The sequence below is a fragment of the Sporomusa sp. 246TCP1 genome (assembly GCF_057319775.1).
On the sequence record NZ_CM170492.1, the window covers coordinates 4,853,963 to 4,869,244 of the forward strand.

The following is a 15,282-nucleotide window of genomic DNA, read 5'->3' on the forward strand; positions in this document are numbered from 1 at the left end:
ACCTCCACCGAAATTACCAAATCCCATATAGCATGCCTCCTTCATTACGTATTAGGGACATTACATACTATGCTATACAGGATGGGTTTGCTCCGGGAACATTAAAATAAAAAGCCGCATCCTGGAAGATGCAGCGAATTGTAGTACATTATGTTAATGCCCATGCACTCTCTTTAGCGAAAAAACCTCTACTCAATGAGCAACGGGCTACATTTAAATTACTGTGCGGTAATTGTACCGACGCCAGAGGTGTTGCTTATGGTTTAAACATTATCCGAATTGATTATAGCAAAAATACCATAAATAACTGATACAAATATAATAACTACAACCTTGAACAGATCCGGGCTATCAAATGACACTCTAACCTCCCCCTCTGCGCTTTATATATTATATGAATCTGCCTCCAGGTTAGTTTATAAAAAAGCCGCCCGCCAGGACAAACCCGACAGGCGGCATATAACTAAAAATACCGGTCACCGATCTTCAAGCAATCTGTATACTGCCACATATAACCTCTAATATCGTCTGAGTCACTCCACTGAGCATCCACACGGCACAACCCAGGGACCGCCAATCGACGTAATCAGTCAGCCAAGAGTATGAGGCGTAAACCCACAATCCAGGCCGACATGTTGAATAAACACCCGGCACATTTCGGTAATTTCTGCCGGAATAAAAGCGAATCCCTTGGTTTTGGCTTTGCTTTGTCACTCATAGCTTCGCCTCCTGAAAAAGAGCCATAAGGCTCTATTTATTAATTTTTTCTGATAGCATTCGCTGGTACTCATTTAATAGCACGTCAAGCATTTGGCTTGCCCGGACAACTTCTGGATCAGTTAATGTTTTCTTTAGAGCAACTTCATTCATCTTACTGCGTAGTTTTTCAATCATTTCCTGAAGTTCAACTAGTTCAGCCATATTATCTTCCTTTCATTCTTGGATAACTACATTGTTCCCAAGAGTGAAGGGATATATAGCATAAAATTACCACCAGCGGCTTGCCATTGCCCGTTTTGGGACATGAAAAAAGACCAGCATTTTCGCCGGTCTTTCTATCTATGTTATGTTAACTTCGATGGGTATCGTCTCTATGCCTAGAGTACCACTTTGTCAAATCGATTCTAAGGGGTTACTGCTTTTTGTAACTTAATTTTGTTATTGGAAGCCACTAATTCATTGTCTATTTGAGTAGTTGATTTCTTTTTTGCTGGCATCTTACTACCCTTGCTTTTACTACCACCATTAAGCTTGCTATGCACTGTGACTAGCTTTCCACGCGTCTTATCGCTATTCTGATCACACGGCAGCTTCTTCTCAAACTCTTGCCTGATCGTGGCCTTATCGCTAACCTCTGAATTAAACGGCCATATCTCTGTACCGCAGTCCGGGCAGCATGGATAAGCATCCTTCTTGTAATATATCATACTAGACTGACAGCTAGGCACTGGGCAAAGCATGTCCCTGGGTACAAAATTATTTCTTAACTCCTTACAGTCCTTGCATCATTTATGTTCTGCATGATTAGCACTCCAATAGATACAATTGCCACAACTCTTATTCATGTGTACCCCACCCCATAATATATAAAAAGCCAATTAGGGCAGACTAGCTGCCCTTTATATTATTGTTCTGACCTTATTCTACGGGTTGACCAACCCATTAGATCATAGACAATTCAATACGAAAAATATACTTCAACGAATTGCGCTAAGGCAAACGCTACCGCTGCTATTCCCCATCCCCCGCGAATGGCGCCACTCACATATAGACCAATCAACAATACACCAAGTATTACCCTTATTATCTTGTCAGTATTGCCTAAGTTTTTTCCAAAATCAAGGTGCATCAATCATTCCTCCTATTTGAATTACACCTATTATTCGCATAGCTAAAAAGTCTATTCGACTACCCCTTATGATAGAATCTGGCTATCCCACTCCCAAAGCCGCTGCCGTCCTTGAGCCGATATCGGATCAATCGGACGCACATTCTCTAATATCCATGCATAGCGGCCAGGCTGAAAGTCACCAAATTCTATTTCTTCTTTGCCATATACATCCCGCCATAGCACAATCTTATCCATGGTCATTTCTTCGCAATCAGTCAACTCCGCTATGGCAATCACAGCACCAAGGAGTAAATTATTACGGTTTCCGTATCCTAGATTATCAAGAGTATTCCTGATTGGATCTACAAGAGATAAATTCCAAAGTTTACATGCAAGTAATAAGTAAACAGCATAAAAGCAAACGGTCATTCCTGTCATGATTTAAATTTTGGTAAGCTAATGTTCTCTATTAGCATCACCCGCACCACCATCCTTCTCATTCTTCCATATACAGGCTTTATCACAAGTCTCACGGCTCTTACACTCTATACAACAACACAAGGCTGCATACAAAGGATAGATTACCGGACAGTTACCTTTCATATTGTCCCCCTATTGTATAAATTCTGTAATTAATTAAAAACTAAACTTATCTCAATGCCGTGAGGAGCGAAGTCTTTTGAGTAATAATTTGATTATGTGGTCAATGTTTTTAACTGCTTGGCTAACTCTTTTCTTTATGAATAAAGACGAAATTAAGAAATGGTTCCCTGTTGGCTTGGCCGCTATTGTTGCAACGACAATCATACATGACGTTGGAACTACTTTAGGATTTTGGGCTACAATCCAACCAATTTTTCCGTTCAGTCAAATGCTACCTTATTATTACGGCACAATGCCTGTCTTAACAATATGGGTTTTCAAATTTACTTACGGGCGATTTTGGTTGTATATGCTTGTAAATCTAGTACTGGATATAGGTTTCAATTTTTTCTTATTAAGCTATTTTTTACCAGTGAGAGGTATCTTTGAATTTAATATTAACCCTTTATTCTCCCTACCAATTACTCTAGGACACGCCGTAGTACTATATATCTATCAAATCTGGCAAGACGATGCTTTACTTAGTACCAGAGATATAAAAAATTACAAGTTACAGCCATCAGCAGCAAAACCATTGCCTAAAGACGATGATAGCAAGGATTAATGCCCTCTCTGGCTCAAAGGACGTGTGATCGCCCCCAATTTATTTGAAAAATTTCACCTGCCGTATTTCATCTCATCTCAGAAATACTAATTAGGGAGGTGTGGCTTCTTGAGCCAAAACATGATGATCGAACTAATGAATGGCATAATCAGCAACAAATTTTAAAGGACTATAGAAATAAAAAAGTATCAACTAATACCTCGGACGATACAGATAAAAAAACACAGTTAACTGTTGGTAGCGATTGCCACCTTTTATTTTCCCCTCAAACTGTCCACTCCCCCTTATTTGTCTTGGTTAGGGCTGGTTACTAATATCCCCGTTCATCCTTAAGCTCATTAATCAAGTCGTATACTGCTCAAAGCTCATGATATCGAAATCGTATGTATCTGGGTCATAGCCTAGTTGCTCAAGCAGATTAGTGGCAAACTCAATCATTTTTCCTGTTGGTCTACCCAAACCAATCCCTCCTCATCCTACTCCCAAAGCCGCTGCATACCCTTAGCTGACATCGGCTCTGTCGGACGTTGGTTAGTATCCAAGCGTAGCGACCAGGCTGAAAATCACCAAATGTTATTTCTTCCTGACCACTACCCGCCGTACGAGTTGTGGACGGTATTTCCCGTCCTTCTTAACCCGTTTGTATGCTTGATTAAGATTGCTTGGGGTAAAGATTTCCTCCAGCATTTCACCTTCGAGTCTGTCGGCATTGGTGATGTTGTTTTCAGTAGCAAACCCAGCCGTGAAAAGGGGTAGATAGAAACATTGATGCCTTCAGGAGCTTGTCCTAAAACATCCTTGATTAAATTCAGTCCACGCTTGACGCTCACACCGAACGTGATCATGATGGACAAGCGCATATTAATATTGGATATGCCCTACCGCAAATATTGTCTGACCACAAATAAAAGCCGGGAACAGTTCCAATTTCAATGTCTAACGACCTAACTACCGTCCATGTAAATGGTGTAAAAACATCCGGTATGGCTTCTCCAATATTCGTATTAACCCAGAGGAAGTCTCCGGTAAGACTATCGTTTATTTCATATGTATCCATATTGCCTGCTTGCAAGGTCGTAACGGGCCGTGATTGCAGTATGTATAGCTTTTTCTCTAGCTACTGCCCATCAATATCCTGAGGACAGTTAAACTCGCTTTCAAGCCTGTCCGCTAATTTATATAACGTAACCGCATAGGGAGAAAACCTCGTGGGGCATCGTACTTTCCGTTAGGCCGTATGAATGCAAAAGACTTAGCATTAGCTTCGCCAGATACAAGCTGTTCCCCTAATCCGAATACGTAATTTCCAATCATGTTGACACGGCTGCCTGTAATGGGATCAGCCGTAAATAGTACCCCGGAAATCTCAGACTGTACCATAAGCTGAACTACGACAGCAATCTGATGCGTTTCAGCCATTCCTTGAATAGAACTGTATGCTTTTACCCGCTCTGAAAGCCTCGAATGGTAAACGATATGTATGGCATCAAAGACTTCCTCATCCGTTTTCCTGTTAAGAACTGTTTCAAATTCTCCGGCAAAAGAAGCCTGCGCGGAATCTTCGCTTAAGGCGGATGACCGTACAGCAAATCTTGCATCGGACTATTTCGCTCTTAGTGAGTTTATATTTGCTTGTATCTTTACCGCCGCTTCGTTATTTAGCTTATCCTCTCTAAACGCAGAAGGGCGAATACAAAGCCTTCTGGTACAGGGTATCCGGCTTGATACATCGAGGCAAGCATACTGCCCTTCCCACCCAGCCGAACTCCTGAGTTCCGGCGTTAGTTCTTCAAAGCCAACAACCATTTTCATCAGATATACTCCTCTTTTCCGCACCAATAAGGTTATCAGATATAGTTTTTTCCTCTATCTGTTCTAATGTAGGGATGCGAACTATACTCTTTTAACGCCACAACATTATTGCTGACTAAAATGGGAATATCTCGGGTTACCTATTCTATACTCCAGTTCCACCATCTGATATCAAGTAGACTGTCTATTACTTCTTCACTAAACCGTGCCTTGATAATCGTAGCTGGGTTTCCGCCAACGATTGTGTATGGAGGAACATCTTTGGTAACAACTGACTTCGCGGCAATAATAGCTCCATCGCCAACCTTAACTCCCGGCATGATAACAGACTCCATACCTATCCAAACGTCATTACCGATTACGGTATCACCCTTTCTCGGAATACGGGCTTCCCAGCCACTACCAAAGATGGCAAAAGGGTACGTAGTAAATGCATTCATCTTGTGATTGGCACCATTCATATAAACTTCACTCCCGTTGCAATGGCGCAAAACTTTCCTATGACAAATTTATCTCCAAAAAAATCGGTACAATACGTTTTTTTCTTCGAACTGTTCAGGGTGCTCTGAATCATCGTAATAGGTGTAATCCCCAACAATTATGTTGGGATTTTTTATTACTGCTTTCAAAAAACAGACTCTTTTATGTCCTTCCATTGGAAATGGATTGTCTGGAGCTGGCCCATACTTATGAGTTATTATCAGTTTCGTCCCCCTACCGTTTGGTTAGCTCTGCCAACTTATTGACAGTATTCCAGTTCCTCACCGTCAGCGGAACTTTGAGTCTTTTCTCCAAAAAATTAGTCGTTAGAAGGGTTTCTCGTATATTCTCTTGATACAACACATAAATGTCCTTATCTTTGTATGGATTTCATCGTTCCCAATGTCGCATGAGAGGAGTCCGTCAATAGCCTCTTGCGTAGGCTTAGCAGCGAGAAACGCGACATTAAGACCTGGCAAGACATCAAACGGACAGTTTTTTAGTAGTAACTCTAGCTTGATTCCTCTTAGTAAAGCAAATGGAAGTGGTCATTTGGGGCTCCGCTCTTTAGCTCTATTCGTATTCTCAGCAACTCTGAACTTGACGATCTTCCTTATAAGTTCATAAGGCAGCGGTTTGCTTAAAGGAAACTGTACCGACCCTTTTGCCCCCTTATATTCCGAAAGTTCTTGCTTAAATGCTTCAATTCCGCTAGGGCTTGGATAAAACCCAATATGATTTTTATGAGCCGCAAAATGCACCAGATTTCCGTGCAGCACGAATGTAGGCATTTGCCAGCTTATCTTTTCCTCTGAATCCGGTGCAGCATCTTTTATCACTTTTCTCAAGGTTTTAAGCATTTCCTGAACTTCGAGAGAAAATTGGGAAATATATTCATCAATTGATTTTACTGTTGTCTTGGTTTCTTCCATGATATCCTCCCGAAAGCAACATAAATGTTTTACGCTATTTTTACGCTTTATTTTATCCTTGATTTCTGCCAAGGCTTAAAAACAGATATCTCTATCAAAAATAGCGTCAATACAATTTGAACATTAACTACTAGCTGCCGTAATGCGCCATTGCTCCCTCACTTTCTAGAATAGCTACGTTTGCCATCATGAGCTTATCTACAACAAATATGTCGATTACTGTTTGAACTACAAAGCAACCGAACTCAGCATTCCGCCGAAAAATAGTGTGACCAAAATAATGTGCGCTGTTTTCAGTCATTTCATGCCAGCCGCTCCTAGCATTCTCATATACCTATCCACCTCTGAACCTTAGCGGTGTCTAGTAATATAGAATTCCCGCACAGTAGATAGATTAACCTTTAACCGGAGAAACGTCGAAGCATACACCTCACTTCTGTCCTACATAACTGGGCACAAAATATCGGATGTACATTTTAAAACTCTGGTATCCTATATCCACAGGGAGGTCATAACACATGGGGTTACTTGAAAGAATGAATGAAGCCTTGCGATATATCGAAGAAAACCTGGTTAGTGATATTGATATAAAAGAAGTTGCTAGGCTCGCTTATTGCTCAGAATACCATTTCAAGCGCGTGTTTTCTTTTCTGGCAGGCATTACGCTATCGGAATATATTCGGCGCAGGAGACTTACTCTTGCAGCACTTGAGCTTATCAACAATGATGTAAAGGTCATTGATATTGCGATTAAGTACGGCTATACTTCACCTGATTCGTTTACAAGAGCTTTCCAAAGCATGCATGGACTAACACCTTCAGAAGCAAGAACTAATGGTCAAGCACTAAAAGCCTATCCCCGTATGACCTTCCAACTAACCATTAAAGGAGGAACTGAAATGAATTATCGGATTGTAGAAAAAGATGCCTTCCATATTGTAGGTATTAAGAAAAGAGTTCCTATCGTTTTTAACGGAGTTAATCCTGAGATTACCGCTATGTGGCAGTCGTTAAATAGCGAAATGATAAGTCTGCTGAAAAGCCTTTCTAACGTCGAACCGCTAGGATTAATCAGTGCATCTGCTAACTTCTCAACAGAACGAATGGAAGAAAAGGGTGAGCTTGACCACTATATCGGCGTTGCAACAACAAAAGAAGGCCTAGATAACCTGACAATACTTGAAGTGCCCGCTTTAACATGGGGCGTATTCGAAGCTATCGGCCCATTTCCTGCTACGCTCCAGGATGTCTGGGGACGTATCTATTCGGAATGGCTCTCCTCATCAAATTACGAGGTGGTACAAGGACCAGAAATTTTATGGAATGAGCATAAAGATGTAACCTCGCCGAACTTTAAGAGTGAAATATGGATACCAATTGTAAAAAAGCTGTAAGCTAATAAAGGAACGGCCTCTCCCACTGCCATTTTGCACGGGGATTGAGGCCGTTTTCTTATACGTGATCCATCAGCTCGGTGATAACATCAAAGGAGTAAAACTTCTGTGTTCGCTACATATTATTGTAAGACGCGAACTGAGACAAAAGAGTGTACTACGATGGAAAATCAGAAAATTTATACCTTCTTAATGTTCACAGGCAACGCTGAAGCGGCGATGAAACTTTACACCTCTTGCTTTGACCAGTCAGAGATCATAAATATTACTCGATATGGGGCAAACGAGGCTGGCAAAGAGGGAACGGTCTTCCAGGCTATGTTTTCGCTACATGGACAGGTCTTTATGTGTATAGACAGCTATGTCGAGCATGCGTTCACGTTTACTCCTGCTATTTCGCTATATGTTAAATGCTATACAGAAGACGAGATTGACCGGGTTTTTAAATCGTTATCTCAAGATGGCAAAGTATTAATGCCATTGGCTGCTTATCCTTTTAGTGAAAAGTTCGGCTGGCTTGAAGATAAATATGGGGTTTCGTGGTAATTAACGCTTGAAAAGTCGTAAGAGAAGTGCTACTAAAAGCCCTACACCTAACTTCAAGGATTGCAAAAACGGAACATCGGAGATGTGGGATATGAAGCTCAATAGAATAGATCATGTGAGTATAAACGTAAATGATCTTTCAGAGGCTAAAGCGTTTTTTCTTGATTTTGGACTTCAAGTGCAAGAGGAATGGGAATTGGAAGGAGAGAAGTTGAACCGAATAGTTGGGCTTAATGACATTAAAGTAGCCTGTGTAGGATTAGGGATACCAGATGGTCAGGCATGGAGAGAAAGAAAAAGAAGCAGAAAAACCCTTGCTGCGTCAGCGAATTTCCTCTGAGGCTTTGTTTCTGTATTCTTGTACTTCGGCGGTTAATTTGTAGTAATTCTTTTTTAACACAGCAAGATACTCATTCATAACCTTTGAAAAACTACCTTTATTAGCATCGAAGCCAATTTCCAAATACGTTTTCTTGGCCTCGGGAATCATCTGCTTCGTATCGTAGCTAAAAAGAGGCGTATTATTAGCGCCGTACATGGCAAAAACCGTATACCGCCTAAGAAGTTGTTTCATGTCTTCTACTTTGGCTGAATTTCCATAGTCCTTGATATACCGTTCTTGTTCCTGCGCCCGCTTGATTATTTCACTCCAGCTTATCATTAGTGCCGCATCTTTAATCGGGGTTTTGTCTGATTCTACAGCCATAATATCAATGTATGCGGTAATGTCTTGGGTAACAGCATTATGGTATTTCTTATAAGCCGAGTAGTCGATTACGGGGAAATACATTCCTTCGGCTGTTTCAATCTTAAAGCCGCTGCTCTGGGCATCAAATAATAAATCTTTAGTTTCTTGATTTTCGATACTACTAATAGCCTGACTTGTCAGGCCATTTTTATAGATTTTTGTCAAGGCTTTTTGGACTGCTTCACTGTCCCCAAACTTATCTTGCAACTTAGGCAGCTTCTCTTTCTGAACCTTTTCAAGTCCAATGATCATCGACGATGCGCTCGCCTGGGATATAGAGCCAATATTTTCGTCAATATACTTAATTATTTCCGGAACAGTGACATCTTTTTTCTGCAAGAGTGCATTGTAGTTATACATAACGGCTTTTTCTGTAGCTACCGCGTCCTGTCCAACCTGTTGTTTAGCAGATTCCGGGGGTGGAGTAACCCCTTTGTTAGCGCAGCCACTTACAGCTAAGAGCATTATGACGATCAGATAGATACTTGTTATCTTTTTAATCATACTCACCCTTCATACAGAATTTGAGCATTCGCTATTGCATAGGATTTGCTTTTATATTTTATGTTATAGAGTGTCTTTTCTTATTTTTAGGCATCTATCAGCATAATTGGTATCAAACATGGATGACATTTGTTCTCCTAAAAGACGTTGCACCTTCGGACGGTGCCGTGCCTTTTACATATCCTACATTTTGTGAATCCAAAACATGCATTAGCAACAAAACCTACCACTTTATTTGGGTTAATGCAAATAGCGACACCGAGTTTGCTGGTAAAAGTAGATTTTATATAGCCGTTAAATCGCTAGAAGGCACAAGCACGCTCCCCAAACTTTATGGGATTCACTCCAAATGCAAAGGAATATCACCACGAAATCTAAACGGCAACCGACATATTATCAAATTCAAAGTGCTCCTCTTGCTGATATATTGTTCGGTTTACTACAACCCAATACCATTATTAGTGTGCCTGAGCAAGTGCAAAATATCGGTACATCTTCTTTCCACTATTTCTGGTGCACAGAAATTAATCTTCTTAGCGCCTGAATAGTCTTAGGGGATATTGGTAATACACGCAGTTTCTTAGTCTTACTGCATTCCTCGCGCACAACTAAGTGGGAATTATGAAATCGATATCCTTTACTCTAAGCTGAACCGCTTCATTTGGTCGTATACCACAATCAACCATTGTTAATACGAGGGCATAATCTCTTAGCCCTGTAAATGTTTAGCGATCCGGCAGCTTGATAAGTTCTCTAATAACGCTGTCTTGAATTTGAATAATCCGTGGAGTATACGTCTTAAACTTCAATCCAGCGGAAGGATTAGATTGAACTATTCCTTCCGAAAATAAATACTCAAAGAATTGTCTTAACGCCTGAAGGCTCTTGTTGTAATGACTTGCTTTTAATGGCTGTAAGAACCGCTTGATCGCCCTTGCCAAGTCTTTGGATCGGCTTCTGAATAATATCTTTTCGCCAGCTTGCCGCAAAAACCGCTCAATCGTTCTTGATAACATCAATCGTGTAGTGACTAACTTCAAGTTCTCTCTCTGCCAAAAACTCGAAAATCAATAATCTTGTTTCTGTACCCTCTAGATTATCAACTGCCATTTAATCTGCCTCCTCTTAATTAGGAGGAAAAGATTCAAGCCGGCGTAGCTCAGTGGGAGAGTTCCGGCTTCCCAAACCCAATAAAATTCGTCCTTAGGTCGCCGGTAAATTCAACAGTTTTACCCGCGACCCAAGGGGCTTTTTCCGCAAAAAAAAATGAAGAATGACGTGGGCTTTAAACCCGCGTCATTCTTCATTTTACTGGAGCGGGCAACGAGATTCGAACTCGCGACCCACGGCTTGGGAATGCGATTCCCGCAAGACGGCGCAACCAGCAGCCCCAGTAAAATCAATACTTGTGGAATTCTATAAATGGCTTATTCCGGGTAAAAATGGCTATAAATTGCACACCTCTGCACACCGATTGCACACCTAAAATGTAATGCGTGTCGCACTTGTTTTTTATAGCCGAGCTACTGGCTACCGAAGTCGCTCAGCGATATATCGAGGTCCGGCGTATTATGTTGGAAGAATTAAAACAGCACACCAATCCAGGAACGATGGTTATAAAATAAAAATAAGCCCCCGGCCAGCGCCGAAGTCTATAAAATATTTATCTACTTCTACTGCAAAAAGTATTTATAACGTCGTTTTGTATTGCAAAACATGGACAAACTGCTTTACTTATGCCCAAATGTACACTTATTGCAGTACAAAACACTGTAATGAGTTTCTGCAGGAGAACCAATATTTAATTTATTTCATTCCAAATTCTACTATGCCAGATCCTGGTGTTACTATTGATAGTTTCTCATTATTCAATATTTTATGCAACATTTCTGTATTACTATTCTTATTAAACGCACTGAATACTAATTTAGATTGTTTCATTTCTGCATATATTTCAAAAATGCGTTCTATATCCTGCATAGATAATCTTTCTATCTCATAACTATCATCACCTCGAGAAATACTGTACATATTTAAATGATTTCTATCAAATACGTCTTTGTACGATAGTTGAACTAACGTGCCCACTCTATATCTTATATTTTTCTCGTTTTCATCATTAAAATTTCTTATTAAATCGTTACAAATTTCTATTTCAAAGTTACTTATATCGTTAATAGGTCTCTTTTCAATTTCAAGCAATCCTCCATCTCCTCCGCCGCCAGAACCGGACGGTCCATCTCCACCAGCATCATCTGAGCCACCCCCAATTCCACCAGCAGCACTATTTCCATTTCCGTCCCCATATACTAATTCATCTGATTTAAATTCTCTCGTTAGAGAAATTAGATTTATTTTAGCTATAACGTTTTCTTTTGTTCCAACATTAACTTTCTGAAGATAATACACACCCTCAGTAGGTATAAAATATGTTCTGCGTTTTCCTTCTAATTCATTAATTGTATCAACGCGTAAAACTTGAATAACTGAGATGTTGACATCAAGAATTCCGCCACCTGTGTTATAAAAAAATAATATTGGCAATCGCGTAGATTGCATATTTTTATTCATATTAGGTTCATAGATTACATCACAAGTAATAATAGGAGAATTTTGCATCATTGCTACAACGGATTGTAGTTTAGTATACTGCACCGTATAATATCCAATTACAAAGGTAATTGTTAATCCAAAAATAGCGCTCCAAAATTGCCATTTTTTCCAAAATTTCTTTTTAGCTAATTTAAACAAGTTATTCTCATTAATCACCCGCTCACTCCCTTTTCAGTTCCCACTTCCTGCCATCAAGACAACTTAAATAATGTCTTGATGGTAATCCTCATAAGGCTCTATATTTCTTGATTTCGATTTTCCCAGATCTCATATGATAATTGCTCAATGATTTCTTCATAACTCCAATCAGGCGAAATTATGGGAGTTCTGTATATAAATCCGAATGTCCTTTCATCTAACACTTCACTGCATTGTTTCAAAAAATTATCAGGTTTATCAGCAATTATAGCAACCAAATTACGATATTTGAAATTCAGATCGCCATTATAACGCCATTCTCTTTCCCACATAAAGTCATTTTTTTGATTAACTATATTAATTAAAGAATAATATTGTATAATTTCCCTATAATATTTTTCTTTAGACTTAAGTACTATATATTTTGAAATATCTTCAAATTGCTTCCTAAATTGTGCTAAAAGATAGTCTCTAAACTCAGTACCCTCAGTATTAATATAAATAGCGGGATTTGCGCCTTTTTGTAGTAATTGATCTTTCCAAAAGACTAGCCCGTAAGGTTTTAGCTCTATTTTTCTTTTAGGAATTTTACGGGTTAGGTTTTTTATTAAATGCAAAGGGGTTTCCGTAAGACATACAGTATTAAACTTATCTGCCAATATTCCGTTAAAATTGTTCAGTTTATATTGAAAAAGACAATGGGGATTTTTTGCTTCTATACATGAATGCTTCAGAATATTAATTAAGTTTTCATTAGCTAAATTACCATTTTCACTATCTCTGGTCAAATGTATTAAAAAGCGAGATATATCGTCTCTTTTTTTAGGGTCAATTTCTTTCACACAAATCCTCTCCTTTTAACATATTTTTGTAATATATTCTACTCAAGTATTATTATTCCTTTAGAAAACAAAAACCGCACCCCGGAAGGATGCGGCTAAAAGTTAATAATACTTATGAGAACGAATAAATAGTTTTCCTTAATCGAAGCTTTATGCTCTATCAGTTGCAATTTTCCAAATATAGGATTTAAATTGCCGCTAACACATTATCTAGCTCTCCAACTGTTAATCCTGTTTCATTTAAAATTTCTTTTATAGCTTTTGCCGCCATAGATTTTCTAAAGTTTAATTGCTCTGTTGGCCAGTTTCGGTCAGAATTATATTGTTCATAAACTTCCGGTATAATATGTAAATAAAGATTAAGAACCAAATCTTTATAGTAACAAAAAAGCCACCCACCAGGCGAACCCCGGCAGGCGACTAATAGATTATCGCGTAAGTAAATATGCACCGGCAGCAGTACCAATAATACACAAAGTCCGCTCCTTTTTACGGGCGGATTTTTCTTTGTCCATTTCCTTTTTATGCACCTGGGCCTGTTTCTCCAACTCCTGATTCGCAATCAACCTAGCCTGAGCGTTTGCCATATCGGTAACATCAATCCGAGCTGTCGTCGTCTGAGACATTCGCAGCTCTCCATTCTCCCCCAGCTTGATTGCCGGCTGCCCGGTCTGATTCGGTACTTCTACTTCCTGGCCATTCACAATAGCAATAACCTTGCCCTCGCGCTCCACAAACTGCAATACTGCTCCCTGAGTACTAGGAGCCTGAACGGCCACTTCCCGAACTGTTTCTGTGTCGGTGTTAATTACCTGCGGCGGCAGCGTGATTGTTTGTACCTGTGGATTTACAGATTTCTGCGCCTGATCGATTATATGTTGCTTCCACTGTTGGTATTCCTGGTGGCCAAAATACAATAGGGCCAGCATAGCGGCCAGCCCTATCAGGTATTTCCAGTTTGATTTTAAGAAAGTAATAGCATTCTGTTTGACTCCGTCAATGTTCATGACGCCACCAGCCAATCCGTTACGCCGCGAGCAATTGCGGCCGCAAATTTTCGTTTTCCTTCGTAGCTAGCTAATATGGCTTCTTCTGCGGGGTTCGAAATAAACGCCAGTTCCACCAGGACTGCCGGCGCATCCGTGTGGATCAAAACATACAGACCAGCCTCCTTGTCCACATCGCCATCGCTCCAATCAGACCGCACCGGCAATTGCGGATAATCCCCGGCCATTTGTGCCATGATGAGTGTGGCCAGATTGTCAGCCTGGGTATATCCCCGGCTCGTGAATATCTCCATGCCGGTTGATGTCTCATTGAAAGAGTTACAATGGATGCTCACCACGGCATCAGCGCCCCAGTCATTGGCCTGGTCACAAATGTCCTGTAGGCTATCAGATTGATACACCTTTACTTCGCATCCTGCGGCGCGCAAATATTGAGCAACCATGGCGCCGACATCGGCGGTTACATCACTTTCGCGCAGTCCAGACGGTCCGACAGCTCCTGGATCTGGATTGCCTTCCGGCGCATGGCCGGGGTTAATAAAGATTTTAGTCATTGATTTTTACCCCCTTCTCATCTCTCAATTGGACTAACTTTTCTCGAATAAATAAGGGTATGTATTTTCCATACCCCATGCGATCAACATTCTCGCAAATGCTTAATCCCTCCATACCGGAATAACCGAAAATGGCCATACTGCGGAACATGTGGTCTAAGCTCATGGCATTGTCGAGAATGTTAGCAAAGGCAACAACCGCAAGAATGATAATTTTTCTACCAAGTCCTTGAAAACCGCGCTGACTAGATAAAACCTCATTTTTATATGCAGCCGCCATACCAGTTGCATAATCAATAATGATCAATGCAAGCAATGCTTTTATTGGTGTATCAACACCACCAACTGCCCATGAAAAAACCGCGCCTACAGTCGAAAACACGGCCATGACGCGGAGTTCTGTTTGTGTATACTCTATAATTGTCCCCACCCCCGATAAAATAAAATAACCGCATCTCAGCGGCATGGTTCGCGCGGCATATGCACTTTACCAACTCCTTTAATTTGTCAAAATTGACACCTTATTCTTTCTAATTTCCACTATAATGTAATAATAGGATGGTGATACAGAATGAACAATCCAAGACCATTAAGCACCAGCCCATTTCGCCGGGCCATAGCAATAGTTGTTTTAGCCCTCGTATCATATTACATGTACCAGTGGAGCGGAATCC

At 40.4% G+C, this 15,282-nt stretch carries 20 protein-coding genes and 2 pseudogenes; 4 read left to right on the forward strand and 18 right to left on the reverse strand.

Annotated elements, in window-relative coordinates; translation table 11 throughout:
- Positions 1 to 586: 586 nt before the first annotated feature.
- The 6 genes from AC1ECB_RS22960 to AC1ECB_RS22985 form a co-directional block, all read right to left on the reverse strand.
- Complete coding sequence (locus AC1ECB_RS22960) at positions 587 to 718, reverse strand: hypothetical protein (RefSeq protein ID WP_485665964.1); 132 nt, start codon at positions 716 to 718, stop codon at positions 587 to 589.
- 32 nt (positions 719 to 750) lie between these two features.
- Positions 751 to 921 (reverse strand): aspartyl-phosphate phosphatase Spo0E family protein, encoded by a 171-nt coding sequence (locus AC1ECB_RS22965; protein WP_485665965.1) that lies wholly within the window; start codon positions 919 to 921, stop codon positions 751 to 753.
- Between the two features lie 203 nt (positions 922 to 1,124).
- A complete protein-coding gene (locus AC1ECB_RS22970) occupies positions 1,125 to 1,427 on the reverse strand; it encodes a hypothetical protein (RefSeq protein ID WP_485665966.1) in 303 nt (100 codons plus the stop codon).
- 251 nt (positions 1,428 to 1,678) lie between these two features.
- Positions 1,679 to 1,849 carry a YgaP-like transmembrane domain gene (locus AC1ECB_RS22975; protein ID WP_485665967.1) on the reverse strand — a complete coding sequence of 57 codons (171 nt, stop codon included), beginning with the start codon at positions 1,847 to 1,849 and terminating at the stop codon, positions 1,679 to 1,681.
- Between the two features lie 66 nt (positions 1,850 to 1,915).
- On the reverse strand, positions 1,916 to 2,128 hold the full coding sequence (locus AC1ECB_RS22980; RefSeq protein ID WP_485665968.1) for a hypothetical protein: 213 nt from the start codon (positions 2,126 to 2,128) through the stop codon (positions 1,916 to 1,918).
- A 159-nt stretch (positions 2,129 to 2,287) separates the two neighbouring features.
- Positions 2,288 to 2,434: a hypothetical protein gene (locus AC1ECB_RS22985; RefSeq protein WP_485665969.1), complete on the reverse strand. Its 147-nt coding sequence runs from the start codon at positions 2,432 to 2,434 to the stop codon at positions 2,288 to 2,290.
- A 76-nt stretch (positions 2,435 to 2,510) separates the two neighbouring features.
- Between AC1ECB_RS22985 and AC1ECB_RS22990 the strand changes: the two genes are divergently transcribed.
- The gene (locus AC1ECB_RS22990) at positions 2,511 to 3,038 is read left to right on the forward strand and encodes a hypothetical protein (RefSeq protein WP_485665970.1); all 528 of its coding nucleotides are present in this window, start codon (positions 2,511 to 2,513) and stop codon (positions 3,036 to 3,038) included.
- A 1,170-nt stretch (positions 3,039 to 4,208) separates the two neighbouring features.
- Here AC1ECB_RS22990 and AC1ECB_RS22995 read toward each other — a convergent pair.
- From AC1ECB_RS22995 to AC1ECB_RS23015, 5 genes and pseudogenes are all read right to left on the reverse strand, one after another.
- A pseudogene (locus AC1ECB_RS22995) lies at positions 4,209 to 4,622 on the reverse strand (PEP/pyruvate-binding domain-containing protein); the annotation flags it as partial.
- An 18-nt stretch (positions 4,623 to 4,640) separates the two neighbouring features.
- On the reverse strand, positions 4,641 to 4,850 hold the full coding sequence (locus tag AC1ECB_RS23000) for a hypothetical protein (protein WP_485665971.1): 210 nt from the start codon (positions 4,848 to 4,850) through the stop codon (positions 4,641 to 4,643).
- Positions 4,851 to 4,993: 143 nt separating this feature from the next.
- Positions 4,994 to 5,506 (reverse strand): annotated as a pseudogene (locus AC1ECB_RS23005) (CatB-related O-acetyltransferase); the annotation flags it as partial.
- Between the two features lie 372 nt (positions 5,507 to 5,878).
- On the reverse strand, positions 5,879 to 6,262 hold the full coding sequence (locus AC1ECB_RS23010; RefSeq protein WP_485665972.1) for an iron chaperone: 384 nt from the start codon (positions 6,260 to 6,262) through the stop codon (positions 5,879 to 5,881).
- Positions 6,263 to 6,392: 130 nt separating this feature from the next.
- On the reverse strand, positions 6,393 to 6,563 hold the full coding sequence (locus AC1ECB_RS23015; protein WP_485665973.1) for a hypothetical protein: 171 nt from the start codon (positions 6,561 to 6,563) through the stop codon (positions 6,393 to 6,395).
- 217 nt (positions 6,564 to 6,780) lie between these two features.
- Between AC1ECB_RS23015 and AC1ECB_RS23020 the strand changes: the two genes are divergently transcribed.
- The 3 genes from AC1ECB_RS23020 to AC1ECB_RS23030 all read left to right on the forward strand — a co-directional run bounded on the left by AC1ECB_RS23020 (position 6,781) and on the right by AC1ECB_RS23030 (position 8,542).
- The gene (locus AC1ECB_RS23020; protein ID WP_485665974.1) at positions 6,781 to 7,656 is read left to right on the forward strand and encodes an AraC family transcriptional regulator; all 876 of its coding nucleotides are present in this window, start codon (positions 6,781 to 6,783) and stop codon (positions 7,654 to 7,656) included.
- Positions 7,657 to 7,764: 108 nt separating this feature from the next.
- A complete protein-coding gene (locus AC1ECB_RS23025; RefSeq protein ID WP_485665975.1) occupies positions 7,765 to 8,202 on the forward strand; it encodes a VOC family protein in 438 nt (145 codons plus the stop codon).
- Positions 8,203 to 8,293: 91 nt separating this feature from the next.
- Positions 8,294 to 8,542, forward strand: a complete 249-nt coding sequence (locus tag AC1ECB_RS23030; RefSeq protein WP_485665976.1) for a VOC family protein — start codon at positions 8,294 to 8,296, stop codon at positions 8,540 to 8,542.
- Here AC1ECB_RS23030 and AC1ECB_RS23035 read toward each other — a convergent pair.
- The 7 genes from AC1ECB_RS23035 to AC1ECB_RS23065 all read right to left on the reverse strand — a co-directional run bounded on the left by AC1ECB_RS23035 (position 8,525) and on the right by AC1ECB_RS23065 (position 14,996).
- The gene (locus AC1ECB_RS23035; RefSeq protein ID WP_485665977.1) at positions 8,525 to 9,454 is read right to left on the reverse strand and encodes an LptM family lipoprotein; all 930 of its coding nucleotides are present in this window, start codon (positions 9,452 to 9,454) and stop codon (positions 8,525 to 8,527) included. The two genes, AC1ECB_RS23030 and AC1ECB_RS23035, sit on opposite strands and share 18 nt — an antisense overlap.
- 1,806 nt (positions 9,455 to 11,260) lie before the next feature.
- Complete coding sequence (locus tag AC1ECB_RS23040; protein ID WP_485665978.1) at positions 11,261 to 12,223, reverse strand: hypothetical protein; 963 nt, start codon at positions 12,221 to 12,223, stop codon at positions 11,261 to 11,263.
- Between the two features lie 80 nt (positions 12,224 to 12,303).
- A complete protein-coding gene (locus AC1ECB_RS23045) occupies positions 12,304 to 13,047 on the reverse strand; it encodes a hypothetical protein (protein ID WP_485665979.1) in 744 nt (247 codons plus the stop codon).
- A gap of 187 nt (positions 13,048 to 13,234) precedes the next feature.
- Complete coding sequence (locus AC1ECB_RS23050; RefSeq protein ID WP_485665980.1) at positions 13,235 to 13,513, reverse strand: hypothetical protein; 279 nt, start codon at positions 13,511 to 13,513, stop codon at positions 13,235 to 13,237.
- Positions 13,476 to 14,054 carry a hypothetical protein gene (locus AC1ECB_RS23055; RefSeq protein WP_485665981.1) on the reverse strand — a complete coding sequence of 193 codons (579 nt, stop codon included), beginning with the start codon at positions 14,052 to 14,054 and terminating at the stop codon, positions 13,476 to 13,478. Before AC1ECB_RS23055 ends, AC1ECB_RS23050 begins: the two co-directional genes overlap by 38 nt.
- On the reverse strand, positions 14,051 to 14,608 hold the full coding sequence (locus AC1ECB_RS23060) for an N-acetylmuramoyl-L-alanine amidase family protein (RefSeq protein ID WP_485665982.1): 558 nt from the start codon (positions 14,606 to 14,608) through the stop codon (positions 14,051 to 14,053). Before AC1ECB_RS23060 ends, AC1ECB_RS23055 begins: the two co-directional genes overlap by 4 nt.
- A complete protein-coding gene (locus tag AC1ECB_RS23065) occupies positions 14,601 to 14,996 on the reverse strand; it encodes a phage holin family protein (protein ID WP_485665983.1) in 396 nt (131 codons plus the stop codon). Before AC1ECB_RS23065 ends, AC1ECB_RS23060 begins: the two co-directional genes overlap by 8 nt.
- Between the last annotated feature and the right edge of the window lie 286 nt (positions 14,997 to 15,282).

What these genes read in the sequence shown, in the direction of transcription:
- AC1ECB_RS22960 (WP_485665964.1), bottom strand. Translation starts at nt 718, where the DNA reads ATGAGTGACAAAGCAAAGCCAAAACCAAGGGATTCGCTTTTATTCCGG.
- AC1ECB_RS23035 (WP_485665977.1), bottom strand. Translation starts at nt 9,454, where the DNA reads ATGATTAAAAAGATAACAAGTATCTATCTGATCGTCATAATGCTCTTA.
- AC1ECB_RS22985 (WP_485665969.1), bottom strand. Translation starts at nt 2,434, where the DNA reads ATGAAAGGTAACTGTCCGGTAATCTATCCTTTGTATGCAGCCTTGTGT.
- AC1ECB_RS23020 (WP_485665974.1), top strand. Translation starts at nt 6,781, where the DNA reads ATGGGGTTACTTGAAAGAATGAATGAAGCCTTGCGATATATCGAAGAA.
- AC1ECB_RS23015 (WP_485665973.1), bottom strand. Translation starts at nt 6,563, where the DNA reads ATGACTGAAAACAGCGCACATTATTTTGGTCACACTATTTTTCGGCGG.
- AC1ECB_RS23000 (WP_485665971.1), bottom strand. Translation starts at nt 4,850, where the DNA reads ATGAAAATGGTTGTTGGCTTTGAAGAACTAACGCCGGAACTCAGGAGT.
- AC1ECB_RS23060 (WP_485665982.1), bottom strand. Translation starts at nt 14,608, where the DNA reads ATGACTAAAATCTTTATTAACCCCGGCCATGCGCCGGAAGGCAATCCA.
- AC1ECB_RS22965 (WP_485665965.1), bottom strand. Translation starts at nt 921, where the DNA reads ATGGCTGAACTAGTTGAACTTCAGGAAATGATTGAAAAACTACGCAGT.
- AC1ECB_RS23010 (WP_485665972.1), bottom strand. Translation starts at nt 6,262, where the DNA reads ATGGAAGAAACCAAGACAACAGTAAAATCAATTGATGAATATATTTCC.
- AC1ECB_RS23030 (WP_485665976.1), top strand. Translation starts at nt 8,294, where the DNA reads ATGAAGCTCAATAGAATAGATCATGTGAGTATAAACGTAAATGATCTT.
- AC1ECB_RS22975 (WP_485665967.1), bottom strand. Translation starts at nt 1,849, where the DNA reads ATGCACCTTGATTTTGGAAAAAACTTAGGCAATACTGACAAGATAATA.
- AC1ECB_RS22970 (WP_485665966.1), bottom strand. Translation starts at nt 1,427, where the DNA reads ATGATATATTACAAGAAGGATGCTTATCCATGCTGCCCGGACTGCGGT.
- AC1ECB_RS23065 (WP_485665983.1), bottom strand. Translation starts at nt 14,996, where the DNA reads ATGGCCGTGTTTTCGACTGTAGGCGCGGTTTTTTCATGGGCAGTTGGT.
- AC1ECB_RS23055 (WP_485665981.1), bottom strand. Translation starts at nt 14,054, where the DNA reads ATGAACATTGACGGAGTCAAACAGAATGCTATTACTTTCTTAAAATCA.